Source organism: Asaia astilbis JCM 15831, from assembly GCF_000613845.1.
Lineage (GTDB): Bacteria > Pseudomonadota > Alphaproteobacteria > Acetobacterales > Acetobacteraceae > Asaia > Asaia astilbis.
Genome location: NZ_BAJT01000001.1, coordinates 70,071 through 95,764 on the forward strand (window position 1 = coordinate 70,071; position 25,694 = coordinate 95,764).

A 25,694-nucleotide genomic window follows, 5' to 3' on the forward strand; every position below is an offset into this window, starting at 1 on the left:
TTACTTCCCGCCATGACCACTGCTCCGCCCCCGGTTTCCCGTACGCTCATGGCGGCTGTCATCATCATGGGTGCGCTGATCGTGCTGGGAACAGCGGGTCTCATCGGTGTGGTGGCGCACAGGGCGCTTTCCGGCAAACATAAGCAGTCCGTTGAGATGACGCAGCCCGTGCTGACGGGTGAGGCACCACAGTTTGCTCTATCCGGTAGCGGGCACATCGTTTCCGAGACTGTCAGGCCAGATGGCACTCTGGCTGTGCAGATAACGGATACGGACCGTGATCGCATCGTGATCTGGAACCCTGAGGCAAACCGGATCACGGCAGAGTTTACGCTAAAACACTGAGGGGGTCCTGCACTGCGATCGGGAGGGTTTACCAAGGCGCAGTGCCTGAGCAGGATCAAGGCCGAGCGCCTCAAAGACGGACGCTGTATCAACGATCCCGTCCCATGCGCTGAAGCGTTGTTTGTCCAGGCCCAGATGGTGCGGCATCACGACGAGTGCCGGGTCATCATCCATAAAGCGGATACGTAATTCGTGCCAATGTGGGCCAAGGTGACGATGGTAGAGCGCTGACAGGGCGCATTGATCAATGCACCAGTTCGTCGGATTTTCCATGCGGTAGGCCGTCACGATGTAATCATGCAGCTCATTTGCCAGGAGAGGGAGGCGTTCAGGCTCGCCGAAATAAGAAACCCCCGCACCGAAACCCCAGGGTTCACCCATCGACTGCACGCCCTGACGGTCGAAAGCATACAGTCTGAAACCGTAATCGAAACTGGTTCTGAGTGTCTCATACTGGCTCAGGAAGTCTCTCGGTATAAGCGCATCCATGTCGCAGGTCAGGATGGGACAGTGGGTGCGTCTGACAATTTCGGGCATCATGAGATAACGGACGCATGTGAAAGAGGCCGCATCTTCATAGCTCAGAGAGCCATGTGCGAAGCCGAGGCTTACGTTGCTTTCTTGCGCCTCCAGCGTGGCTCGGCAGGATTCGAGAAATTCCAGTTGTTCAGCGCTGGGTCTGACGACGCCGAGATAGAGATGGATCGCGCCCGGGGAGGCTGCGGTGTCCGCCGCTTGAACAAGAGAAGCGATGAATTTCGGGATGAAGCGGAAGTAATGCGTATCACATCCTGCGACGATGCAGAGATCGGGTGATGTTGTCCTTACGGGGGCAGCGCGCCATGTCCAGCTGGCCAAACTCAATGGATTGGGATCTGGTGCAATCGTCGTTTCTGTAAGCCACGAAAACACGCCCTGGTTGAAATGGATGAATTGCATCCCCGACCGCAAAGCGTGCTTGCGGGCTTCCGTATAATGGAGATTCGCGGCGTCCGGGTCGCCAGCAAGCCATTTTTCGTGTCCTCTCAGGACAGAAAGGGCGTGTGACTCTCCATTCAAGGCAGTCTCACGAGCCAGAAAACGGTTGCGATCAGATTGTGGGCATTTTTGCCAGTGATCCTCGAGTGCCCAATAATATTCTTGCTTCAGGTGATGAGCTGCCTCTTCAGGCAGATTTCCAGGAATGAGCGCCCGGTTGAAAGTATCGTCGAACTTGAAGAGAGGCTTTGCCCAGTGATCGCGCCAGAGTGCAAGCTGGTTCAGTTCGCCGGTCTGGACCAATGCCAGGCAGTCTCGGATCGTCTCTTTGTCGAGGCGGTCGGTCGCGGAGGATAAAATGGCCCTGCTTAGGAGGGCGGTGCTGCCCTCAGTGTCCCCTGCGCTTTTGGCGACAATCGATTTGGCCCAGAGACGATCTGCCTCGACCATGGCTCCCTTGAGGGCATCAAGGCAAATATGCGCTTCAGCGAAGAGATCGAGAAGGGTGCAAAGCCGCGCGAGAGCGTAAAGATGAGCCGGCTCGTGAGGTTCGCCCAAAGTCAGCGCGACCTGTCCCGGGAGATCTTCCCACCGCGCCCAGACCGGAAAAGTGGGTCGGTCGGCGCCCGTGTCACAGGCTGCATGGACTGATGAAATGGCGTCGCCGACTGTCTCATTCGGCCAGGGCGTCAGGGTGCACTCCGTAGGAGAGTGGCCGATGGCTCCGGTCTCATCAGTCGTGAACCCCGCAGGATCGAAGCCGGTTTCGTCAAGTTGGAGTGCAGCTTCCCACAGGCGCCCTTCTGACACGCGAAGCTCCTGACCGATCCTGGTCCGCGAAGCTAAAACATCGAGAGTGGCCAAAGCGCAGTCGGGAGAGGAAGAAAGAACTCCCATCGATCGCAATGCGCGCTCAGACGGAGGCTTAAATCGGGATCGCAGGTCAGGTAGCGATCTCCGGAGCGTAAAGCCAGGGCGCGGACTGGATCTTGGGACACTCCAGTAATCACCTCGAGGCAGTCCGGCCCATCCGAGAGCGTTTCGTGCTGGTCGAGGAGTAGAGGAGAAGCACGTCCTGTCATGACGTCGCTCACCGATGCCGCAAAAAGACGGGTCTTTTCGTAGCAGAGTATGGTCCCGTGCCAGGAAAGGAGGAAATGGGTCACTCGTAGAGCACTTTCAAACCGGACGCTTCATGTCTTCATCCCAAGGATGTTCGGATCTCACCCCGCCAACACCACGTCCATCAGACCAGGAAAGCGCTCATCAAGATCGACTTTGCGGAGTGAGTTGAAATGCTGCACGCCCTGGATGCGGGTCTGCAGTAATCCGCTCTCCCGAAGTACCTGAAAATGATGCGACATGCTCGATCTGGGGCGATCCCCAAGCAGTGCGGTGCAGCTCGCCTCGGGAACCGAACCGAGGTGTTGAACGATTTCAAGACGGATCGGATCGGCAAGGCCCCGCAGAACTCCGAGAAGGGTCAAGCTTTCTAGAGAGGGGTGGTCGTATTCAGCCATCTGCGTCGTCCGGTTCCGAAAAAGACGGGGGAGGGGTTGTCATGAGACGAACGCATCCCCATTCCTGATATAGTTCGATAAAAGTCGAATTAAACCCCACGGGTTCATGAGGACACTGCATTATGACAACTCTGTTCGATCCGATCCAGCTCGGTGCCATCGACGCCAAGAACCGGATCCTGATGTCTCCGCTCACCCGGGCTCGCGGTACGCGCGAGCATCTGCCGACGCCGATCATGGTTGAGTATTATGCGCAGCGTGCCAGCGCAGGTTGATTATCTCTGAAGCGACCGGCATCAGCCGAGAGGGACTGGGTTGGCCTTATGCGCCGGGTTTGTGGTCGAAAGAGCAGGTTGAAGCATGGAAGCCTGTCACCCAGGCCGTGCACGACAAGGGCGGCAAGATCATTGTCCAGCTCTGGCATATGGGCCGTATGGTGCATTCCAACGTCACGGGGCAGCAGCCGGTCTCCAGCTCGCCGACGACAGCACCCGGCCAGATGCATACCTATGACGGCAAGCAGGATGCCGAGCAGGCGCGCGCTCTGACGAAGGACGACATTACACGGATTCTGGGTGAGTATGAGGTCGCGGCCCGCAATGCGATCGAGGCAGGGTTCGACGGCGTTCAGATCCACGCGGCGAATGGCTATCTGATTGATGAATTCCTGCGCGACAGCACCAATCATCGCGACGATGAGTATGGTGGTTCGCCCGAAAACCGCATCCGCCTTCTGCGTGAAGTGACCGAACGCGTCATTGCGACAATCGGCGTGGAGCGTACTTCGGTTCGCCTTTCCCCGAATGGTGACACACAGGGCTGCATCGACAGTGCTCCGGAAACCGTTTTTGTCCCGGCGGCAAAGCTCCTGAACGATCTGGGGGTCAGTTTCCTCGAGCTTCGTGAACCGGGACCGAATGGCACTTTTGGCAAGACCGATCAGCCCAAGCTTCATGCCGAAATCCGGAAGGTCTTCAAAAATCCTCTGGTATTGAATCAGGATTATACACGTGAGGAAGCGCTGGAGACGGTTGCCGACGGCACGGCTGACGCGATTTCCTTCGGTAGAAAATTTATTGCCAATCCTGATCTTCCACGCAGGCTTGAAGAAAATCTTCCGATAGAAAAGGACGACATCAAGATCTGGTACAGCCGCGGTGCAGAGGGATATACGGATTACCCAGCTTATAGTGACTGATAACATTCACTTGATTGCGACTGCAAAACATTGATTTAGGGGAGCTGTTCTGTTTCAGAGAGATACATTTTGTTTCTCTCTGGAATCCTCATGCGCAAGCTCTCCGTTTTTGCTGCCTCTCTTTTCTCTGTGCTCACCGTCTCTACGGCGCTGGCGGATCCGCTACCCGTCGTTGCGGTCAATCGCGAGATCGGTCTCTCGATGGCGGGGTTGTTCGATAATCGCGTCAGCGGTGGAACGTCTACTTACACCGCAGCTCCGACTTCTTACAGCCGAGGGTATCGCTCGACATCGCATGGCGTGAGTCGCCGGATCGGCTGGGTGCCCGGCGTTCAGGTCGATGCGTCGACGATGTTTAACCTTGGGAGAATTGAAAACCTCTACGCGTCCGCCCAGTTCGTTCTCGGATCTGGTAGCCGGAATTACAAAAACCGCTATACGACGTCGAATTCGATCTACGGCTCAAGAGAGTTCAATGACGGTGGTGGATCGTCATCGCACTCGATCTATACACGTGGTGAAATCGGCAAAGGCTTTTTGTTGCTCGACAACACGCTGCTTCTGACGCCCTTTGCTCAAGGTGGCTATCTCACCCAAGGCGAGTATTCATACGGCGATGATGGCTCCACAACTTTTGTCGGAGCAGGGTTCAAAGCGGATTATGCTCTTACTGACCGTCTCGTGCTGCGCGGACGGTTTGGGTGGGCTGCTCTACTAGAGAGGCAGTTTATCTTCGAGAATGGTGTTCGCTCGCGTTGGGAGGGCGGCCTTGGTCTCGATTACAGGATGACGAGACATCTCCATCTGATTGGCGGCGGTGACTATGCCTATACTGATTACGGTCATGGAACAGACCGCTGGTCATATAATGGTAATGCTTCGATTGATTCTGCATCGGCCTTTCAAAACGGTCTGAACCTTCACGCAGGGCTTGCATACCGGTACTGATCCCCTCGGTCGGCAAGTGAGGATTTTCTCTCCTTGCCGCGCTGCGCTAACGGCCCGCTTGCGTGGTGAAGTGTCTTGTCAAAACGGCATGGTCATCGAGAATACCCTGAGGGATTTCGACATGACCGATAAAGCCCTTGCCTCTTGGACCATAGCCTTCAGGTGTATCGTGAAGGCGTGGTATTTCTCCCAAAAGCAGAGAGAGATAGCGCTCCTCGGTCCAGGAGCCACCGGTCCGCACATCTCCAAGGAGAGGGATAAACGGTGGAGATGAGAAAAAGCTAGTGTGTCCGGCTTGCCAGTGGTGCCGAAAAGTAGCCTCGGTGCGTCTCTGGAGCAGAGGATCCTGAATTAGGACGATATGGTGAGGCTTTAGCCCCATTTCTGCTAATAGATCACGTGAGAATTTGGCGTTTTCACCAGTATTGGTCGAGTGCCGTTCGAGAATGATCTGGTCAGAAGGCAAGAGAGAAGCCGCAACGATCAGTTTGGAGAGCAGATCGGCTTCTGACAAATCCTTCAGGGTTTCGGCAGCACAGCCGAGACGTTCGGAGAGCGCCGCCGCGAGGGGCTTAGTGGAGTGACCGACTCCCCCGGTGATCAGAAGAAGGCAGCCATGGTGCCGCGCCAAGGTGGCGGCGTGATCGACACAGGCGAGAACTCCGTTTCCTGCAAGGATGATGAGATCGATCCGGTTCGGCGCGTCGTCAGTGTTGGTGAGAGCTAGAAACGTGGCGACGCGATCGGCGCGTTCTCCGAGGCCAGAGGCAGCAAGTTCAGGAAAGATTTGCGACATCGCGATCTCCTTTGGGGGTGGTCGCCTCTCTCAAGGATTCTGGGCTGCAGCAAAGCCCGCATGCGGCCCTTCGTGGTCGAGCGGTGTCAGAAAGCCCCCTTCTCGCATTCCGCTCTCGGTTCGATGACACCCCGCCGTCAGACCGTGAAATATTTCGCCCGAGGGTTGAGAATGACGAGCGCCGAGGTCGATTGCTCGGGGTGAAGCTGGTATCCGTCCGAGAGGGAGACGCCGATACGCTCTGCACCGAGCAGCTTGAGGATCGGTTCCTGATCTTCCAGTCTTGGGCACGCAGGGTAGCCGAAGGAATAACGCGAACCGCGATAGGACTGGGCGAGCATCTTCTCCATGTCCCGGTCATCTTCGGCGGCGAAACCGAGCTCGGCCCGGATGCGTTTATGAGTGTATTCGGCCATCGCCTCGGCCATTTCGACCGAAATTCCATGCAGATAGAGGTAATCCTGATAGCGATTGGCCTCGAACCAGTCGCGCGCGAGATCAGAGGCTTTCTGACCGACGGTGACGACCTGCAATCCGATGACATCGCGCTCTGACTCATTCACGTCACGCACGAAATCCGCGATGCACTCGCCATCCTCACGCGGCTGGCGGGGCAGGGCGAAGCGCGCAGCTTCGGTCACACCATCTTCTTCGAAGAGGACCAGATCATTGCCGTCGCCTGCGGCCTTCCAGTAGCCATAAATCGCTTGCGGTTTGAGGATTTCCTCCTCAGCGCAAAGGGCCAGCATCCGCTTCAAAACAGGGCGCAGCTCCTGCTTGGCATAGGTCATGAACTCGTCGAGCGACCGGCCCTGCTTTCTGAACCCCCACTGGAATTGATAGAGGGAGCGTTCATTCAGGAATGGCAGGACAGCTGCCGGGGCTGATTCCACCACGCGTGCACCCCAGAAAGGAGGGGTTGGGACGGGCACAGACCCGGCGACGCGGGCACGGCGTGCGCGCGCCTGTTCAGGGTCGATCGGCGTGAAGCCGCGTGTTTCTGCGATCGCGGGTGCGCGTTCTGTCTTGCGCTGACTTTTGCCAGCACGACGTGTCTGGATCGCCGTCAGATAGTCGTCGAACTGGTTATTGACGACCTTGTCCATGAGCGACAGCCCGTCGAAGGCGTCGCGTGCATAGGCGACGCGTCCGGGCGTCTCGTTACCGTAGGAGCGCGCGCACTCTTCTTCCACATAATTGCGGGTCAGTGCTGCGCCGCCCAGAAAGACGGGGACGTCGATGCCCTGACGGGCCATCTCTTCCAGGTTCTCACGCATGATCACGGTGGATTTGACGAGAAGGCCGGACATACCGATGGCATCCGCCTTGTGCTCGCGCGTGGCCGCAATCATGTCTGCCAGAGGCACCTTGATACCCAGATTGATGACGCGATAGCCGTTATTGGTCAGGATGATATCGACCAGATTCTTGCCGATATCGTGCACGTCACCCTTGACGGTAGCGAGCACCATTGTGCCGCGCGCCTGACCCTCAACACGCTCCATATAGGGTTCGAGCCACGCCACAGCCGTCTTCATGGTCTCCGCTGACTGGAGGACGAAAGGCAGCTGCATTTTGCCCGCGCCAAAGAGTTCGCCCACGACTTTCATGCCGTCGAGCAGGACGGTGTTGATGATGTCGAGCGCTGGCATCTCTTCCATGGCAGCAGCGAGATCGTCTTCGATCCCTTTGCGATCCCCGTCGACGATACGATCTTTCAGGCGTCCGGCTGGCGTTTCGGCGCGGCGCTTCTGAACGGCGTCGGCGGCTTTGCGCCCCGCGAAAAGTTCCAGCAGTTTCTGGAGTGGGTCGTAGTCTTCGCTGCGACGGTCGAAGATCAGATCCTCGGCGACTTTGACCTCCTCGGCAGCAATCAAATGCAGCGGGCGTATCTTGCTGACATGAACGATCGCTCCCGTCATGCCCGCTTTAACAGCATGATCGAGGAAGACCGAGTTCAGAACGGCACGGGCCGCCGGGTTGAGGCCGAACGAGATATTGGAAAGACCGAGAATGATCTGGATATCGGGGAAGCGCTCCCGGATCAGGCGAATGCCGTCCAGTGTCCAGACACCGAGCTTGCGATCGTCTTCAACACCGGTGGCGATGGTAAAGGTCAGCGGGTCGATCATCAGATCGGATTGGGGCAGGCCGTGCTTCGTGCAGGCGAAATCGACCAGACGCTCCGCGATCCGAAGCTTGTCTTCTGCCGTTTTGGCCATGCCGACTTCGTCGATGGTCAGCGCGATGACCGCCGCACCGAATTTGCGTGCCAGAATCATCCGGTCTTCGGCGTGGCCTTCGCCATCCTCGAAATTGATCGAGTTGATGATTGGCTTGCCGCCATGCAGTTTGAGCGCGGCTTCAATGACAGGCGTTTCGGTCGAATCGATGACCAAAGGCGCGTTCACTGAGGAGGTAAAACGCGTCACGACCTCGTTCATCTCGGCGATTTCATTGCGCCCGACGAAGGCCGTGCAGAGGTCGAGCGCGTTGGAGCCTTCGGCTGCCTGCTCTCGCCCCACAGCGACGCATCCATCCCAGTCGCCGGCTTCCTGCAGCTCACGCCATTTCTTCGAGCCGTTGGCGTTGCAGCGTTCGCCGATTGAGAAATAGGAATTTTCCTGACGCAGAGGCGTCTGGCTGTAGAGGCTGGCCACAGAGGGCACCCAGTGATGCAGACGCTTGACGGGCGCAGGGCGGTGGCTGGTGCTGCCCCCACGACGACGCAGCATTTCGTCCAATGCCTGAATGTGAGGGGTAGACGTACCACAGCACCCACCGACGAGGTTCAGCCCGTCTTCCGTGATGAAACGATCGACCCAGCTCGCCATCTCTCCGGGGGTGAGGGGATAGTGCGTGGCACCATTGACCAGCTCGGGCAGGCCCGCATTAGGCTGGATCGAGATCATTCCCGGCCAGTTTTCGGACAGCCATTTGACATGCTCGGCCATTTCCTGCGGGCCCGTAGCGCAGTTCATGCCGATCAGGGGGACATCAAGGGCGTGGATGGTCGTGGCCGCCGCAGCGATATCCGGGCCGACCAGGAGTGTTCCGGTGGTCTCGACCGTCACCTGAACGAAGATCGGTGCGTCTGAGCCGAGTTCGCGGCGTGCGGCTTTGGCGGCGTTGACAGCCGCCTTGATCTGAAGCGTGTCCTGACAGGTCTCGATCAGGAAGGCATCGACACCACCATCGATCAGGCCCCGGCATTGCTCAATAATTCCGGCCTCGAGCGTGTCGTAATCGATATTGGCAAGGCTCGGCAGCTTAGTGCCGGGCCCGATGGAGCCGACAACGAAGCGATGGCGACCGTCGCTGAAGGTTTCCGCGGCCTCGCGCGCCAGCTCTGCCGATTTGCGATTGATCTCTCTTGTACGGTCCTGCAACCCGAATTCGGCGAGGGTTACGATCGAGCCACCGAAGGTATTGGTCTCGACCATGTCGGCCCCGACCTCGAAATAGCCGCGATGGATTTCACGGATTAGTTCGGGTCGTGACAGGGTGAGGATCTCGGTGCAGTTTTCCTGCCCCCAATAGTCCCGCTCCACCTCCAGATCGAGCATCTGGATGCGTGAGCCCATGCCTCCATCGCAGAGCAGAACATGGTCGCGCAGGGCATCGAGCAGATGGGGGCGTGTCATGATGGCAATAGGTCTCGTTGTCAGGATCAGGCTTGAGCTGCCGGAAAAGCTGCAGCAGCCTGTTTTTTTCAGAGGGAGCCGCTCCTGTCCAGAGCAGCCTTCGCCCTGTATGCTCCTTCTGCGCCCGCAAGAGAGAGGAAATTCCGTGCGAATCCCCCTGTTCATCCAGGAAGAACATGAGGCTTTCTCGCCCCTCCTGGGCGGGCAATCAGGAAAGGGTGTCTTGCTGACGGTCGACCCGGTGGTTCATGAGGATGCGGGTTCCTGGTTGTTGCGACGCAGGATTAGAGCGGGGAGCATCTCTCGTCAGGCGGGTCATGGAACGAGCTGTCGCTGCTGCGCAGGACGGGACGAACTTAACGCTGCGCTGCAGGAACTCTTTCTTAATCGGGTTCGGGGGAACGGTCCTCAGTTTGCGTTCGTGGTGATCTGCTGTGCTGAGGGTAAAAGGGCTGAAATCAGGCAAATTTTGGAAAGTGACGTTATGGTCAGGGCACGTTATGACACTCAGATGTAATGTATTTTTCGAGCGGATGCCCTAGGAATTTACACAATAGCTGCTACGGAATATGAAGAGTTCTAAGGCGTAGTTTAGCGATTTCTATGACTCGCTACAAAAACGAAATCCTCGCTCTGCAAGAGGGAGGATTTTTGCGCTATTCGAGCAGGCTGAAGGTTGAGCGGCTCAGTGGGAAATAAGAGGAAGCTTCGTGAAGCATCGTGATGGTGTCGCTGCTGGCAGCGAAAATCAGGATCCAGTCTATATTCGGCTGCGCGCTGCATTGGCAGCCGCAAAATATCATGGGTTGGATCTGGATATTCGCGACTTTGCGGCTGAGCCAGGGGAGGTCTCACCCTCTCCTGCGTCTCTCGCGCGGTGGCTCAATGATAACGGTGCCGTCGCGAAGGGAATGCGTCTGAAGTGGCGCTTTCTCGTTCGACTTCAGAACACGCCCCCTATCGTTCTGATGTTCCGTGACGGGTCCGCAGCACTCATGGTGCGTGCCGATCCGGAAAAGAACATCGTCTGGCTGCGTGACCCGCTGGGCGACGAGGGGAGCATTCCGGTCGCTGTTGACGAGTTGCGTCTGTTGCAGGTCTGGACGGGTGACGTGCTGCTGGTCAAACGGCGGCGCGACCTGTCAGAGGCTGATGCGCCTTTCGACCTGATGTGGTTTTTCAAAGTCGTCTTGCGTGAGAAGCAGTCGCTGCGGAATATCCTTTTCGCGTCGATGGTCCTCGCGATCCTCCAGATTTTTCCTGCGCTAATCGTGATGCAGGTCATTGATCGCGTCATCAATTATCACTCGATGTCGACCTTGGTCTCCATAACAGCGATCGTTGCGATCCTAAGCTTCTATGAGACATTGCTGACTTATGCTCGACGTGAACTGACTCTCGTCATGACGACGCGCGTCGATACGAGAATCTCGCTGCATGCGTTCAACCGACTGCTCGCCCTGCCGCTAGAGTTCTACGAACGGGAGCAGACGGGACGTATTCTCGGTCGGTATATGGCGATCTACAAGGTCCGCGACTTCCTGACTGGCAAGCTGATGTCGACTTTCCTCGACATGTTCACCTTGTTCGTCATTCTCCCCCTTCTGTTTTGGATGAGCGCGACTCTTGCCTGGATGACGGTCGCCTGCGCCGGTCTCATCGGGCTGATCATTGTCGTGTTTTTGCCACCCATGACGCGGGTTTATAACAAGCTTATCTACGCTGAGATGGAGCGTAGCTCGATCTTGTACGAGACGGTTGCGGGTATCCGTACCGTAAAGACGCTCGCATTGGAGCCGACCCGTCGTGAGAAGTGGGATGAGACCACTGCTGACGTCATCCGGTGGAAGCTTGCGGCTGGACGGATGCAAAATTGGCCCAGCACGCTCGTGATGCCGCTCGATATGTTCATCAACCGCGGCATCATTCTGGTTGGGGCCTATCTCGTGCTCACGGGATCGACGACGATCCAACCTGGCGCTCTGATGGCGTTCATGATGCTCGGTGGCCGTGTCGCGGCGCCTTTGACAGGCCTCGCGAAAATTCTGGAGGATGTTAACGAGGTGATGACGTCGCTCGGTGAAGCGGGGCTCGTCCTTAACCAGCCCACCGAGACCAAGGCGCTGACGTCAGGTCTCAGGCCTCCTATCAAAGGCGCGCTTTCGTTCACTCAGGTTGATTTCAGCTATCCTGGCACGACGATTAAAGCCCTCAACGATGTCAATTTCGAGATACCGGCGGGGACGATGCTCGGATTGGTGGGGCGCTCCGGTTCAGGTAAATCGACCGTGACGCGCCTGCTGCAGGGTGTCAGCCGAAACTATACGGGCTATCTGCGTCTCGACGGCGTCGAATTGCGTGAGATCAATCTGAGCCATCTGCGACGTTCTTTCGGCGTTGTCCTTCAAGATAATTTTCTTTTTCGCGGTTCAGTACGCGATAACATTACTGCAGGGCGCCCTGGCTATACGATGGATGATGTCATCCGTGCTGCTCGTCTGGCGGGAGCTGAAGAATTCATCGATCGCATGCCTGCAGGATATGACACGCCGATTGAAGAGGGCTCGACCAATATCTCCGGTGGGCAACGGCAGCGGCTGGCTATTGCGCGCGCTGTTATCAGCGATCCTAAACTGATGATCCTGGATGAAGCAACTTCGGCGCTCGATCCTGAAAGTGAAGCCCTGGTCAACGCCAACCTGCAACGTATCGGCAAGGGGCGCACGATGGTCATTGTGTCCCATCGTCTTTCGTCCCTCGTCGATTGTCATCAGATATGCGTGATGGACAAGGGCAAGGTTGTCGATGTGGCACCGCATGACGTTTTGCTGGAGCGATGCGAGATTTATCGGATGCTCTGGATGCAGCAAAACCGTCACGAGCACCGAGCGCGTCCGGACCGTCCCGAGCAAAATGACGATCCCATGCTGATGGATGAGGAATAACCCGTGAGCAATAAGGACCTTGTCCCGGAAGCCGGGAAAGATGAAAGCCAGGAAGTTCAGCAGTATGTGCCTCGGCAGGCAGATGACCCATTCTCTCCTCAGGGAATGCCGCTTGCGCTTCTGGAGTTTCATTCACCAAGCGCAGCCTTGGTCAATACACCACCTACTGCCTCTGCACGGTATATTATCTGGCTTGTCGGTGGGTTGTTTCTGGCTGGATTGGTTGCGGCTTCCGTCTTCCCGCTTAACAAAGTTGTGAGTACCCCAGGGCGGATGGTTGCGGTTGACCGCGACCTGATTATCCAGCCGCTCGAACTTTCGATTATCCGATCGATCGATGTGGAGCTGGGGGAGTATGTCAAGAAGGGACAGGTCCTGGCTCATCTGGATCCAACTCTGTCCAAGGCCGATATCGTCAACCTCAAAGCTCAGAGGGACTCCTATAGGGCGACATTGGCTCGACTGCGCGCTGAGGCGGAGGGAACGCCCTATACTCCTGATCTCAATGACAATTATTCGGTACGTGAGGCGGCTTCCTATGCACGCCGTAAGGCCGAATATACCGCGAAAATCGATCAGTTCGATCAGGAGATCGCCGCGCTCCAAAGCCAGATCACAGGCTCGCTCGCTGCTGCGGCCATGCACCAGAGCCGCGGACGGGTTGCAAATGAGGTGCTGCAGATGCGCCGTCGTCTTCAGGCCGATCAGGTTGGCAGCAAGCTGTCGACACTTGCTGCACAAAACGAATTGATGGACGCGGAGCGCGCGCAGATCGAGTCACAGCAGACTGCTGCAGCATCGAAGTCTAAGCTCGCGGCTGCTCAGGCTGAGCGTGACGCGTATGTGCAAAACTGGAAAGCCCAAGTCTACACGCAACTTACTGAAGTCCAGCATCACACGGATGAGGCGGTTGGCGAGTATGAGAAAGCCGATTTGCGCAATCGGCTGGTTGAACTCAAGGCACCGAGTGATGGCGTGGTGCTTAACATAGCCAAGCTTTCGGTAGGATCGGTGATTTCCCCTGCTCAGATGCTGATGGCCATAGTTCCCACGGGCGCGGCACTCGAGGTGGAGGCCGTGTTGAGGGGAAATGATGCGGGCTTTGTTAAGCTTGGCGATCATGCTCTGCTAAAGTTTTCGACTTTTCCTTACACAGTATGGGGGGGCTGAAGGCACAGTGCGTCTGATCAGCGCCGATACTTTCACACCGAGCGATATGAAGAGTGCTGCAATGGGGCAGCCTCCTTCAGGTGACGATGATCCCTCGCAGAGTGGCTTTTATCGAGTTAGGCTTCGTATTGATCGTTACACCTTGCATGGAGTGCCAAGTTTCTTCCACCCGACACCCGGCATGCCGGTTTCGGCGGATATCCAAGTCGGCAAACGCACGATGATGCAGTATTTCTTCAGCAAATTTATCCCAGCAGCTACGAACGGCTTGCGGGAGCCGTCGTAATCACCGACGCAGTTTCAGGAGGGAGAAAAACTTGGCTCTGAAAACACGTCTGGCAACGCTGGTTTCGCGTGATGCGAAGTTCCGGCGGGCGATTGAACAGATCGAGTCCGGCGAAGATGCGGTTCAGGGCTTTACAACGCTTGGGCAATTCGCCCAGCAGGGCAATGTCGATGCGCAATATCGTGTCGGTAAAGCCTACCTTGAGGGCTGGGGAACGCTCCCAGCCTCGAAGACGGGACGCGGTGGATAAGGAAAGCCGCTGAAGCCGGGCATGTCCATGCACGGCTTATGCTCGCAACGCTTTATCTCATGGGCTTCCCTGAAGGCTTCGATGAGAACACCCCTTCGATCCTGGGCGATACGGCCACACGGGTCCGACAGCCTGATTTCGAACAGGCCCTATACTGGGGTCGTCTTGCCGCGGAGGCCGGTCAACCGGATGCTCAGGCGCTTCTGGGCTATATCCAGACAAATGGGCCGGAGGAGCTGAGAGATCGGAGTCTTGCGCGAGAGTGGTATGAAAAGGCTGCTGCCGGGGGCTCTGCGCAGGGTCATCTGGGTCTCGGCATGGCTCTGCACAGCTATCCGGAAACTGACGACGATCTTCCCCGAGGCACTGCTGAATTGCTGCTTGCCGCAAAAGCAGGTCTGGCAACCGCTTTTTACTTCCTTGGATGGATCAACGAGCAGGGAATAGGTCAGCCGCAGGATTTTACCGAAGCGGCAGGCTATTTTGAAAAGGCGGCGGAACGCGGGGTTATACAGGCGCAGACGCGTTTCGCGCTTTATCTTCTTCAGGGTAAGGGCGTTGCGCGCCGTATCGACCGTGCAGAGACGTGGCTGCGTCGGGCCGCTTTGGGGCGAGATGCGGAGGCCGCAGCCCTGCTCGGTGATTTGCACATTCGGGGCGAGGACATAGCTCCCAATTATCTCGAAGCGGCTTCCTGGTATCAGATTGCTGCCGAACTCGGTCATGGGCCTGCCGCACGGGGCCTTGCTCTGCTCTACCTCACAGGGAATGGCGTCCATCGCGATCCGGATGAAGCTGCCAAATGGTTTCGTATTTCGGCAGAATGCGGGGATCGTGTGGCTGATGCCGATCTCGGAAATTTGGCCCTGACCGGCGTCGGTTCTGAGGAGGACCGTCACGGCATGCAGCAGCGTTTTCTTCAGTCTGCCGAAAATGGCGATCTTGTCGGCGCGTTCAATGTCGGCGTCTGTTACGCTGAAGGCGTCGGTACGATGCGCGACGACACGCGGGCAGCCTACTGGATGCAACGAGCGGCGGACGGCGTGGTGAACGCGCAATACTGGCTCGGCCGGATGTATCTGGAAGGACGTGGGCTCACGGCCGATATGAGTCTCGCAGTGCAGTGGCTCAGCAAGGCGGCTCAGGCTCGGATGATTGAAGCCATGATTCTGTTGGCCCAGATTCTTGTTTCCGGTCGAGGTCCTCAGGGGAAGGATCACGCGCGTGCCCTTGAGCTGTATCGTGATGCGGCGGATCTTGGTAGCGCCGAGGCGTTTTTTCTAGCCGCGGCGATGCTGGGTGGCGGTCATGAAGTGGCTCCGGATCGACGCGAGGCCCAGCGCTGTTTCAGGGTGGCTGCGGAACGGGGTCATGCGCTCGCACAGCTTATGCTGGGGCGTTACCTGAAAAAGGGTTTGGCCGGAGAGGTTAATCCTGTCGAAGCGCGGATCTGGCTCGAGCGTGCTCAGGCCCAGGGGATCACCGAGGCCGGTGAAGAGTTGTCGAGACTCGAACGCCGCATAGGCACCCGTGGTTGATCGGCCCCCATCAACGACAAAGCGACCGCCCCCTGTTGAGTCCGGTTACGGGCATTCTGTAACGGCGAAGGATCGCGCCGACTGGCAACGCTGGCACGACGCCCGGGCTCAGGAAGCGTATCGCCGGGGTACCGATGCCGTTCAGAAGGGCGACAAAGCTGCGGCGCTCTACTGGCTCGGTCGCGCGACATTTATGGCGCGCCACGACGCTAATGTTATTTTCTCTTATGGCATGGCGTTTCTCTCCGCTGAGAAATGGATGGGTGCCTATAAGTGCATGTCCTGGATTTCAGAGCGCTTTATCATGCGTAAGGCTCTGGTTGGGCAGGCTATCGCCTTGTCCCATCTTGGCCGAATGGACGAGGCTGTCGCGGTCTTCGGCACCATGCTTTCGCATTACGCGCCTTCTTATGAAGTCCATCCCTGGATCAGGCTGTTTGTCGCGCAATCTGGACATGAAGGATGGTGTGCGACAAGTAATGAAGGTGTTCTGGTGGGCGAATGTGCTCATCCCGTCACGATCGAACTGGACGACCATGTTGTTGCAAAGGAGGTAACGCTCCCATTCAAGCTTCCTGAGACGTGGAGAAAGGCGACCCGTTTACGAGCGAGTTCTCAGGGAAAGCTGCTCTACGGCGCACCGATTGCGCTTGATGCACTTCGAACAGTGCAGGGCTTTGTAACAATTCGGAACGGACGGCTTGAGGGGTGGGTCTGGTATCCGGCGGATCCCGATTTTACACCTCAGATTTCCCTTCGTACGGATACGACGAACATCGAACTGACGGCCTCGGAGATCGAACAGGACGCAAAGCTCGAGAAGCCTCTGGCCAGACCTCGTAGGTTCAGTGTCGCTTTGACAGAGCTACCCTCGAACCTGGTTGCGGTTGTCGATCGTTATGATCAGCCCCTGACCGGGAGTCCGATCGGTCAGGCGATGATTGACCTGATCGAGAACGGAGCACGAGAAGCGAAACAGCCTGTGCCGAAGCAAGAGCCGCAGATAAGGTTTCGTCCTGGCGGCTGTCTTGTCATTATTCCTGTCTACAAAGACTTTGCTTTGACCAAGGCGTGTGTAGAGGCAGTTCTGGGCGAGAATTCCGATGATGTAGAGTGTCTTGTTATCGATGACGCGTCACCGGAGCCAGAACTCTCGGCGTATCTTGACGAACTAGCCGGAGAAGGGGCGATCAGCCTTGTTCGCCATGAGACTAATCGTGGGTTCACAGCCAGCGCTAACGCCGGGCTCCAGCGTGCGTCAGGGCGAGACGTTGTTCTCCTCAACAGCGACGCGCTGATCCCTGAAGGGGGACTGAAGCGACTGCGTGCCTGGCTTGATCGAGGCGAGGCCATCGGTACTGTCACACCGTTTTCCAACGATGCGAGCATCATATCCTATCCCTCGGTGACGAGAGCGAATGCCACGCCCACCTACGAGACTGCACGGGCATATGATCGCATCTTCGCGTCCCTGCCAAAAACCGAACCTATCGAGCTCCCGACGGGCAACGGATATTGCATGGCAATCCGGGGAGATTGTCTGGCACAAACCGGATTGTTCAATGTCGAGATTTTTGCCCAAGGTTATGGTGAGGAGAATGATTTCTGTCGCCGTGCCTCGGCATCTGGCTGGCGTCATATCGCTGCGAGCGATCTCTATGTGCGTCACGCTGGCTCGGTTTCCTTCGGTCGTACCCGCAGCTTGCTTCTCGATCGCAATCTGCGCCTGATCAACCTGCTGCATCCGGGATATGACGAGCTGGTCAGCCGGTTCATCGCAGAGGATCCTCTTGCTCCCCTTCGTCGAAACGTGGGGCTCGTTCGGATGATCTCCCGTCGTCAGGGAGCTTCATCCTGCCTGATTATGGTCACACACGACTCAGGGGGAGGTGTGGAACGTGTCATCCAGAATCGTCTCGCCAAAGCTCAGGAAGCAGGCACGCAGGTCCTGATTTTGAGGCCTCATCAGAAGGGATGTCGTATTGAGGATTGCGGAGGCGATCGCAGCAATATGGTGTTCAGTCTGCCGCATGAGTGGCGCGATCTCGTAAGAATTCTTCGGCGTATGTCTGCGACGCGGATCGAATGGCATCATCTGCTCGGCCATGCGCCAGGGATGCAGGAACTGGCGCAGGCGCTCGATCTGCGTTGGGACATCGTCTTGCATGACTATATCTGGTTTTGTCCGCGGATCTGTCTCGTGGGACCTGCTCATCGCTATTGTGGAGAACCGTCGATCTCGGGATGCGAAAGCTGTGTCGCGAAACAGGGGTCTCTTATTGATTCGGATCTTTCCGTTTCCGAGCTTATCGCACGCTCAGATTCGATGCTGCGTGCCGCCCGTTCCGTTAAAGCAGGGTCTCAAGACCTTCTGAGGCGTATGCGTCGTCATTTTTCCGGACTGGAGGTAGAGCTCGAGCCTCTTGAAGTGGAGAACTATCCGCCACTCAAACCTCCTCGTCCTCTTGAAAGCGGGCGCCGACGAATCTGCGTGCCTGGAGCGATCGGGCGCGAGAAGGGGTTCGATATCATTCTTCAACTAGCCGAAGATGCCGCGCGACGCGATCTCCCACTCGATTACATCATTGCAGGCTATACGATTGACGATGATCTTCTGATGCAGACAGGTCATGTCCAGATAACCGGAGAGTATAAAGAAGACGAAGCTGTCGATCTTATTGGGTCACTGGAGTGCGATATCGGTTTAATTTCGTCGATCTGGCCTGAGACCTGGTGCTTCGCGCTTACTAACCTTTGGAATGCTGGATTGAAAACAGTCAGTTTCGATTTGGGTGCGCAGTCGGAGCGTATCCAGAGAACAGGAAGAGGGGCTGTGGTGCCTCTGGGAATGCCTGTATCTCTTTTAAGTAATCTTTTGCTCCATTTATCGCATTGAAGGATGCAACTTTAACTGTTTTAAGTTGAATGGTAAGGGTTGCAGGATCTTTTCAAAGGATGTCATCGGCTTTGTTCTGGCTACATTCTTTCAGACTAATTCGAGCGAGTGGTGAGTAAGTATAGATGTCCAATTCCGAGAGTTCTCCAGCTGCGGAGCAGGTTGTTCAGCTCAAGGTCCACGCATCGCTGATGACGTTCGATGCAGGTTTATATTGCGTCTTTCTGCCGCCTGAATTTGCAGTCCAGAGTGTCAATGGTTACCCCGCGGTGACTGTCGCGCAGGCGCCCAACATGCCGGCCGGTGTTGTTGCAATTCAGACGCTTGATGATGATGGCGTCATCAGCAGCAGTCATGGAAATGGGGCAGGCGCTGCGATCGTCCGTGTATCGCGAGGTCCGGCCCAGATTCTTGTGACGACCTATCAGGCGCCTGACAGCACGCTTCCCGCCCCGAGCATTCAGGTGGCGCGCCTCTCCGGCGAGCCCGCCCCCGCAGCGGAGTCCGCGCAAACCTCCAACGCTTCTCCCCAGTCGGAAGTCGCTGCGGGTACCGAGGTCAAGCCAGAAGTGGCAGCCCATATCCAGCGTCGTGGCGATGTGTTGGCAGGCGTTGGAGACTGGATGGGAGAACCTGATAGCCAGAACTGGATCGAAGGTTTCGGTATTGCTCCTCAAAGTTTGGTTGCGCCTGAAGATATCGAATATCAGGCGGTTTTGGGTAAAGGCTGGCTCTCGCCCTGGGCAGAGGCGGGCCAGTATTGTGGCTCTCGAGGCATGGCGCTGCCAATCCTGGGGCTCTGCATACGCCTCAAAAACGGGGCGGAAGAGAAATACGAGCTGGCGCTTCAGGCGACTTTTACGGACGGAACCAAGCTTGGTCCGGTTGCCGGTGGTGAGACGCTCGAGGCTGAATCGCTTGCGCCTCTGGAAGCGTTCAAGCTCGAAATCAAGCCTCGCCAGTCTGACGCTGGTGAGACGAAAGAGCTGGGTGATCAGGCCGGCGTTACCAAAGGCGCGAAAAAGCCTGCGGCGCGGCGGAAACTGACCGAGGCTTAAGCTTTATTCCCCTCCCGGAGCGAGCGTGCATCGTTTTGGGAGGATCGCCCTTGGCTGAAAGGGCAGTTCTCTCCTTATCTCCGGGGAGGCGAGCTTCCTTTGAGGAGCACCGCCCCGATTATGCAATCCTGAAAGCCTCCCCTCTTGCGCTTCTTGTTTGTGCATCAGAATTTCCCCGGCCAGTTTCTCCATATGGTCCGGCATCTTCATGAGCAGGGAGACCATGAGATTGTCTTCATTTCAGAGGCCAATGAAGGGGCGCTGCCGGGCGTAAGGCGTGTTCTTTATCGTCAGGAACGGGGCGTTTCTCCCCAGACCCATCCCTCCTTGCGAGAGCTCGAGATGGGTTTGAGCCGTGCCGAGGCTGTCGCCCGTGCCGCTCAGACGCTGAAGGGGCTCGGCTACACCCCTGATATCATCATCGGGCATCACGGCTGGGGTGAGTTGCTCAATATTGTCGACGTCTATCCTGACACGCCGATCCTTGGGTATTTCGAGTTTTTCTATCATACCGACCGAAATGACGTCGATTTCGATCCTGAATTTCCACCGAGGCAGGATCTTTTTTCCAATGTCAGAGTCAAGAACGCCATTAATCTTCTTGCGTTGAACCTGAACCAGCACGGGCAGACACCGACCCTCTTTCAGAGGGGCACTTATCCGGGTTGGGCGCATAAGCAGATCAGCCTTTTGCGCGAGGGGGTCAATCTGGAGCTCTGCGCGCCAGATCCCGGCGTATTTACGCGGGACGTCGCGATCGGTCCTCATGTGATCCGCCCGCAAGACAAGCTGATTACCTTCGTCGCGCGCAATCTGGAGCCGTATAGAGGGTATCACAGTTTCATGCGTGCGCTTCCTAAGGTGTTGGCGGAGCGTCCTGATGCTCGGGTCATTCTCATTGGGGGAGACGGAACCAGCTATGGGGCCCCACCGCCTGCCGGTACAGCAAGCTGGCGCGATTATTTTCTCGACGAGGTTGCCTCACAGATCGATCTTGATCGCGTGCATATCATGGGCAAAGTCGATTACGACGTGTTTCGCATGGCGCTTAAAAGGTCTGACGCGCATGTTTACCTCACTTACCCCTTTGTCGCCTCATGGTCCTTGCGTGAAGCCATGGCGACCGGCTGTGCAGTGATCGGCAGTCAGACGGCGTCTGTAGAGGAGTTTGTCACGGATCGGCAGACCGGTTTGCTGACGCCGTTTTTCGACACGCAGCGCATTGCGGAGTCGATCCTTGAGATTCTGGAAGACAGACCTCTCGCTGCCCGGTTGAGGCATGAAGCACGGCGTTTCGCCGAAGCAGAGCTCTCCCTTGAGGGATACCTCGCAAAATATGACGCCCTGATCGCCTCCATCGTGAAGTAACGGAGGCGATCAGGGCGCCACAGGAGATCCTCGAGATCCGCCCTGGCGGGCAGGGCGGTCTGTCGATCAGAAGATTTCGATGTGTGACTTGAAGCCGAGCGTTGCAGCATCCTTGAGGCCGGGCTGCGCACCGGGACGGATGAAGTATTGAAAGTCGGGCTGGAAGGTAATGCCGCGCCAGACTCTGATCTGATACATGGCCTCGACGACCATTCCATTGGTCTGGGGAAAGAAGGAGCCGTTTAGCAGGGTCTGATAGCCCAGGCTTTGCTGGATTTGCTGAGCTGTCTTCACCTTCTTGGAGACCTGGAAGTAGCTGAAATTGATGCCCCAGGCGTCCAACGGACGTGATTTCCAGAAGCCGCGATCGAGCACGCCTAAAGAAAACTGGCGCTCTCGGGTCTGAGTGACCGGCGAGTTGTTGTAGAAAACGCCAAGCAGGGTCAGGCCTGCATCTGGACCATTACCTTTATGGCGCATGATCATTTGATCGGCCAAGGCATAGGCAGACCAGGAGTTGTTGTGGATCTTGCGAGCCTGGCCCGTTACCGCCCAGTAATTGTCGTTCACGTCGTAAAGAACGTCGGCGTGCGGCGCTGTGTCGAACACCCCACCCAGCTTGTAGTGGCCCGGCAGCTTGTCCTTGCCGAAAACTGGCTCCCAACCGAACTCGGCGGGGACAGCCTCGCCATTGATGTCAGACGCGTTCCATTTGAACCCGGTGCGGAACTGTTTGACCCCGTAAATGCCCATCGAGTTGAAGAATACACCGGTCTGGAAATAAGTGTATTGCGACGGACGCACGCGAACGCGGGCTGCCCAGTTGGAGTCTGGATAGGACGAGTGGCTGGTGTTGTCTGACGACGCTTTTGGGTTGCCGCAGAACGCGTTGTTCATGAAGTTGCAGTAGAGCGGGTTCGACGAGAAATCAGTCAGCAGGGGAATACGACCAGCTGCGACGTCCAGATGGCCGTTAAACAGTGTTTCTTCGCCATAAATATAGACGAGATGGACCGCAACGTTGCCGCCACCGCCATAAATTTCCTGGCTGGGGTTGAGATTATCGCCAAACATGCGGCTTGCGGGAATGCCGTAACGGCCTACGAAGACGGCATGGGTCGAGAAACCGCGAATGCCGGCCAGCTTCTCCCAGTCGATGTCGTTCTCAAAGCCGTATTGACCCGCATTGCTGCTGCCCTGACGAAGGCCGAGACCTTTTGTCGGGCTGGTAAGGGCGCCAGCAAATTCGTTGGTCGTGTCGAGGAGGATGGCAACGCCATGCTGACGAAGCCAGGTGTTCCAACCCCAAGGGTCGTCAAAGACAGCTTCCGGGTGGGGAAGGGGAGGGACTGTCGAATCCTGAAGATTGACTGTGCCAATCGGGCTCGAAACACGGACCGCAGGAGCAAGGCCGGTGCCGTTGGGGGCGCCGCCAGCGAGGGGCGACTGCGCGTGGGCCGAAGGGATGGCAGAGAACGTGGCGAGAGCCGTCGTAACAACACTCAGCGCCTTAAGGGAAACACGGGAAAGAGACATGAGGGCAATCCGCCAGTCGGATGGAGAACGCAGGTTCCGTTGCAGTTTGGGAAAAGTTCCTTCCTTATCCCAACATGTCCCTTTTATTACATATGATTTAGTTTTTGCAACCGGAACGAAGCCCATTTTTTGGACTAGGCCCCTAAAACAAAGAAACCGGAAAGACACTGTGTCTTTCCGGTCACTTCCAGGTCTGGACTGGGGAGTTACTTCGCGGCTTCAAGAGCTGCAATAATGGCTTTCTTAGCCTCGTCTGGGCCTGCCCAGCCGGAGACTTTCACCCACTTGTTCGGCTCAAGGTCCTTATAGCGTTCGAAGAAATGTCCGATGGATTTGAGCGTGATTTCCGGCAGATCGTCGATCGTTTGCACGTCGGTGTATTGTGTGTGGATCTTGTCGTGGGGGACGCAGATGATCTTCTCATCCTGGCCGCTCTCATCTTCCATCTTCAGCATGCCGATGGGACGGGCACGGATGACAGCGCCCGGGACGATCGGGCCAGGGGCAAGGACAAGGGCGTCTGCCGGGTCGCCATCAGCTGCCAGCGTGTTGGGGATGAAGCCGTAAGCCGCCGGGTAGTTCATGGGGGTGAAGAGGAAGCGGTCGACGAAGACAGCGCCACTCTCCTTGTCGACTTCATACTTCACCGAAGAGCCCTGCGGGATTTCGATCACGACATTGATGTCATCGGGAACGGATTTGCCAGCGGAGATTTTGGAGACGTCCATCACTTCTTTTCCTGAAAAGGGTTGACCTTATGAGGCGATCTTAGCGGGTCAACCCAATCCTGCCCAGATGCCCAGATGCCCAGATGCCCAGATGCCCAGATGCCCAGACGCGATACCCCATGCCCATACGCAGAGGGAGAGACACGTCGGGTCCTGCGAAGAGGCTTATATCGTATCGGGGGTGAAGGTCAGCGATCCACGTGCCCTAGATCGCGCTCAGGAGCGATGACATCGCGCACTCTTTGTTTGATCTCTTTCGGGCCCGGAAAGCCGCCGTCACGTTTGCGTTCCCAGATCAGCGTCTCGCCGATGCTGATACTGAAATGCCCACCGGTATCGGGAATAAGGGCGACTTCAGCAAGATCGGTGCCGAAGCTCGTCAGCAATTCCTGCGCGATCCAGGCCGAGCGCAGCATCCAGTTGCATTGCGTGCAGTAGCGTATTGCGACACGTGGCCGCTCCGATAGGGAAGGTCGTGGTGATTCGGTCGTCATGGGTTCTGATTCCTCGAGTCCGGCTCAAAGAGCCATCGAAAAATGAGCGCAGCATTTCTGCCTTGTCCTGAGAGCGTAATTTTGGAGAGAAAGCGGTTTTCTTTAAGGCTCTGTCTTGCAAAATAGCCAAAATTGCGCGATTTGCACCCTGACCTGTGCGCCTGTAGCTCAATTGGTTAGAGCAGGCCGCTCATAACGGCTTGGTTGCGGGTTCGAGTCCTGCCGGGCGCAGGGGTTCACGCTCTTTCCTGGAGCGCACTCGAGCTACGTTCTCGCCTTTTCCGACCGATCAATTCATCAGGAGATCCATCATGGCCGCCTATCAGTATGTCTATGTCATGAAGGACCTGACGAAGGCCTATCCTGGAGGCCGCGAGGTCTTCAAGGGCATCACCCTCTCCTTCCTTCCCGGCGTCAAGATCGGTGTGCTCGGTGTCAACGGCGCCGGTAAATCGACCCTGCTCAAGATCATGGCCGGGATCGAGAAGGAATACGGCGGAGAGGCCTGGGGCGCCGAAGGTGCCCGCATCGGTTATCTGGAGCAGGAGCCGAAGCTCGATGAGAGCCTGACTGTCGCAGAAAACGTGGCCCTAGGATTCGGTGATCTGAAGCGTGCCGTCGATCGTTTCAACGAGATCTCGATGCTTTCGCCGAGCCGATGACCGATGACGAGATGACAGCTCTTCTGGCCGAGCAGGCCGAGCTTCAGGAAAAGATCGACGCCGGCGATGGCTGGGAGCTGGATCGCAAGCTCGAAATCGCGCTGGATGCTCTGCGTTGCCCCCCGGCAGACAGCTCGGTCACCATGCTTTCCGGTGGTGAGCGTCGTCGCGTGGCGCTGTGCCGTCTGCTGATCGAGAAGCCCGATCTGCTGCTGCTCGATGAGCCGACCAACCATCTCGATGCCGAGAGCGTGGCATGGCTCGAAAAGACCCTGCGCGATTATCAGGGCACCGTCATGGTCATCACCCATGATCGCTACTTCCTCGACAACGTGACCAACTGGATTCTCGAAATCGAGCGTGGTCGCGGTTACCCGTTCGAAGGCAATTACTCGTCCTGGCTGACGCAGAAGCGCAAGCGCCTTGCGCAGGAAGAGAAGGAAGAGAGCTCACGCCAGCGCGCTCTCGCTGCCGAGCAGGATTGGATCAGCTCCTCGCCGAAGGCCCGTCAGGCCAAGAGCAAGGCCCGTATCACCAAATACGAGGAAATGCTGGCGGCGAATCAGGAACGTGCCGGTGGCACGGCTGACATCGTCATCACCCCGGGCCCCCGTCTGGGTGGCACGGTGATCGAGGCAGAGAACCTGTCCAAGGGCTTTGCAGACCGTCTGCTGATCGATGGCTTGAACTTCAAGCTGCCGCCCGGCGGTATTGTCGGCGTGATCGGACCGAACGGTGCGGGTAAATCGACCCTGTTCAAGATGATCACCGGTCAGGATCAGCCCGATGCCGGTGCGCTCAAGGTGGGTGAGACGGTCAAGCTCGGCTATGTCGACCAGTCTCGTGACTCACTCGACGATAGCAAGACTGTCTGGGAAGAGATTTCGGGCGGCACCGATGTCATTCATCTCGGTAAGCGCTCCGTCCCGTCACGCGCTTATGTCGGTGCGTTCAACTTCAAGGGCTCCGATCAGCAGAAGCGCGTCGGTGTGCTCTCGGGCGGTGAGCGTAATCGCGTGCATCTTGCCAAGATGCTCAAGAAAGACAGCAATGTCATTCTGCTCGACGAACCGACCAACGATCTCGACGTCGACACCTTGCGTGCGCTCGAGGACGCGCTGGCGGAGTTCGCTGGTTGCGCCGTGGTCATCTCGCATGATCGCTGGTTCCTCGATCGTCTCGCCACGCATATCCTCGCCTTTGAAGGCGATAGCCATGTCGAATGGTTCGAGGGTAACTTCCAGGATTATGAGGAAGACAAGCGTCGCCGCCTTGGCCCGGATTCAACCGAACCGAGCCGCATCAAGTACCGCCCCATCGCACGCTAAGAGCTA

15 protein-coding genes, 1 tRNA gene and 3 pseudogenes are annotated in these 25,694 nt (G+C 57.1%); 12 read left to right on the top strand and 7 right to left on the bottom strand.

From position 1 onward, the window contains the following. Positions 1-12 precede the first annotated feature (12 nt). Positions 13-345, top strand: a complete 333-nt coding sequence (locus JCM15831_RS00310) for a hypothetical protein (RefSeq protein ID WP_025821871.1) — start codon at positions 13-15, stop codon at positions 343-345. On the opposite strand, the gene JCM15831_RS19770 is transcribed toward JCM15831_RS00310, so the two are convergent. Continuing rightward, positions 334-2,133, bottom strand: coding sequence for a hypothetical protein (locus JCM15831_RS19770; RefSeq protein WP_025821873.1), 1,800 nt, complete (start codon positions 2,131-2,133; stop codon positions 334-336). The two genes, JCM15831_RS00310 and JCM15831_RS19770, sit on opposite strands and share 12 nt — an antisense overlap. 413 nt (positions 2,134-2,546) lie before the next feature. Further along, the gene (locus JCM15831_RS00325; protein WP_025821877.1) at positions 2,547-2,843 is read right to left on the bottom strand and encodes an ArsR/SmtB family transcription factor; all 297 of its coding nucleotides are present in this window, start codon (positions 2,841-2,843) and stop codon (positions 2,547-2,549) included. 122 nt (positions 2,844-2,965) lie between these two features. On the opposite strand from JCM15831_RS00325, the pseudogene JCM15831_RS15430 reads away from it, so the two are divergent. Both JCM15831_RS15430 and JCM15831_RS00335 read left to right on the top strand, forming a co-directional pair. Further along, positions 2,966-4,041, top strand: a pseudogene (locus tag JCM15831_RS15430) (alkene reductase). 90 nt (positions 4,042-4,131) lie between these two features. Further along, complete coding sequence (locus tag JCM15831_RS00335) at positions 4,132-4,989, top strand: hypothetical protein (protein ID WP_025821879.1); 858 nt, start codon at positions 4,132-4,134, stop codon at positions 4,987-4,989. 46 nt (positions 4,990-5,035) lie between these two features. Here JCM15831_RS00335 and JCM15831_RS00340 read toward each other — a convergent pair whose 3' ends face one another. Beyond that, positions 5,036-5,785, bottom strand: coding sequence for a YdcF family protein (locus tag JCM15831_RS00340; RefSeq protein WP_025821881.1), 750 nt, complete (start codon positions 5,783-5,785; stop codon positions 5,036-5,038). A gap of 137 nt (positions 5,786-5,922) precedes the next feature. After that, positions 5,923-9,432, bottom strand: coding sequence for a methionine synthase (metH, locus tag JCM15831_RS00345; RefSeq protein WP_025821884.1), 3,510 nt, complete (start codon positions 9,430-9,432; stop codon positions 5,923-5,925). A 779-nt stretch (positions 9,433-10,211) separates the two neighbouring features. Between metH and JCM15831_RS00355 the strand changes: the two genes are divergently transcribed. The 7 genes and pseudogenes from JCM15831_RS00355 (at position 10,212) to JCM15831_RS15450 (ending at position 20,940) form a co-directional block, all read left to right on the top strand. Beyond that, positions 10,212-12,374, top strand: coding sequence for a peptidase domain-containing ABC transporter (locus JCM15831_RS00355; protein WP_025821887.1), 2,163 nt, complete (start codon positions 10,212-10,214; stop codon positions 12,372-12,374). Positions 12,375-12,377: 3 nt separating this feature from the next. After that, positions 12,378-13,830: pseudogene (locus JCM15831_RS15440) on the top strand (HlyD family type I secretion periplasmic adaptor subunit). A 31-nt stretch (positions 13,831-13,861) separates the two neighbouring features. Next, a complete protein-coding gene (locus JCM15831_RS22110) occupies positions 13,862-14,080 on the top strand; it encodes a hypothetical protein (RefSeq protein ID WP_232227909.1) in 219 nt (72 codons plus the stop codon). Between the two features lie 38 nt (positions 14,081-14,118). Beyond that, entirely contained in the window at positions 14,119-15,618 is a 1,500-nt protein-coding gene (locus tag JCM15831_RS15445; RefSeq protein ID WP_232227910.1) for a tetratricopeptide repeat protein, read from the top strand. After that, positions 15,611-18,514 carry a glycosyltransferase gene (locus JCM15831_RS00370; protein WP_025821889.1) on the top strand — a complete coding sequence of 968 codons (2,904 nt, stop codon included), beginning with the start codon at positions 15,611-15,613 and terminating at the stop codon, positions 18,512-18,514. The genes JCM15831_RS15445 and JCM15831_RS00370 overlap by 8 nt, the downstream gene beginning before the upstream one ends. A 125-nt stretch (positions 18,515-18,639) precedes the next feature. Then, on the top strand, positions 18,640-19,572 hold the full coding sequence (locus tag JCM15831_RS00375; RefSeq protein WP_025821891.1) for a hypothetical protein: 933 nt from the start codon (positions 18,640-18,642) through the stop codon (positions 19,570-19,572). Positions 19,573-19,716: 144 nt separating this feature from the next. Then, positions 19,717-20,940 carry a glycosyltransferase family 4 protein gene (locus JCM15831_RS15450; protein WP_035773519.1) on the top strand — a complete coding sequence of 408 codons (1,224 nt, stop codon included), beginning with the start codon at positions 19,717-19,719 and terminating at the stop codon, positions 20,938-20,940. Between the two features lie 66 nt (positions 20,941-21,006). Here the strand turns inward: JCM15831_RS15450 and JCM15831_RS00385 are convergent, their stop codons facing one another. From JCM15831_RS00385 to JCM15831_RS00395, 3 genes are all read right to left on the bottom strand, one after another. Beyond that, positions 21,007-22,476 carry a carbohydrate porin gene (locus JCM15831_RS00385; protein WP_025821892.1) on the bottom strand — a complete coding sequence of 490 codons (1,470 nt, stop codon included), beginning with the start codon at positions 22,474-22,476 and terminating at the stop codon, positions 21,007-21,009. A 206-nt stretch (positions 22,477-22,682) separates the two neighbouring features. After that, positions 22,683-23,204, bottom strand: a complete 522-nt coding sequence (gene ppa / locus JCM15831_RS00390) for an inorganic diphosphatase (RefSeq protein ID WP_025821895.1) — start codon at positions 23,202-23,204, stop codon at positions 22,683-22,685. Positions 23,205-23,392: 188 nt separating this feature from the next. After that, positions 23,393-23,698 (bottom strand): SelT/SelW/SelH family protein, encoded by a 306-nt coding sequence (locus JCM15831_RS00395; RefSeq protein WP_025821897.1) that lies wholly within the window; start codon positions 23,696-23,698, stop codon positions 23,393-23,395. A gap of 157 nt (positions 23,699-23,855) precedes the next feature. On the opposite strand from JCM15831_RS00395, the gene JCM15831_RS00400 reads away from it, so the two are divergent. Beyond that, positions 23,856-23,929 (top strand) — tRNA-Ile (locus JCM15831_RS00400). 80 nt (positions 23,930-24,009) lie between these two features. Beyond that, positions 24,010-25,688: pseudogene (gene ettA / locus JCM15831_RS15455) on the top strand (energy-dependent translational throttle protein EttA). Positions 25,689-25,694 lie beyond the last annotated feature (6 nt).

Coding starts and splice junctions, on each gene's coding strand:
- JCM15831_RS00310 (WP_025821871.1), top strand. CDS start 13: ATGACCACTGCTCCGCCCCCGGTTTCCCGTACGCTCATGGCGGCTGTC.
- JCM15831_RS00325 (WP_025821877.1), bottom strand. CDS start 2,843: ATGGCTGAATACGACCACCCCTCTCTAGAAAGCTTGACCCTTCTCGGA.
- JCM15831_RS00335 (WP_025821879.1), top strand. CDS start 4,132: ATGCGCAAGCTCTCCGTTTTTGCTGCCTCTCTTTTCTCTGTGCTCACC.
- JCM15831_RS00340 (WP_025821881.1), bottom strand. CDS start 5,785: ATGTCGCAAATCTTTCCTGAACTTGCTGCCTCTGGCCTCGGAGAACGC.
- JCM15831_RS15445 (WP_232227910.1), top strand. CDS start 14,119: ATGCTCGCAACGCTTTATCTCATGGGCTTCCCTGAAGGCTTCGATGAG.
- JCM15831_RS00375 (WP_025821891.1), top strand. CDS start 18,640: ATGTCCAATTCCGAGAGTTCTCCAGCTGCGGAGCAGGTTGTTCAGCTC.
- JCM15831_RS00385 (WP_025821892.1), bottom strand. CDS start 22,476: ATGTCTCTTTCCCGTGTTTCCCTTAAGGCGCTGAGTGTTGTTACGACG.
- ppa (WP_025821895.1), bottom strand. CDS start 23,204: ATGGACGTCTCCAAAATCTCCGCTGGCAAATCCGTTCCCGATGACATC.
- JCM15831_RS00395 (WP_025821897.1), bottom strand. CDS start 23,698: ATGACGACCGAATCACCACGACCTTCCCTATCGGAGCGGCCACGTGTC.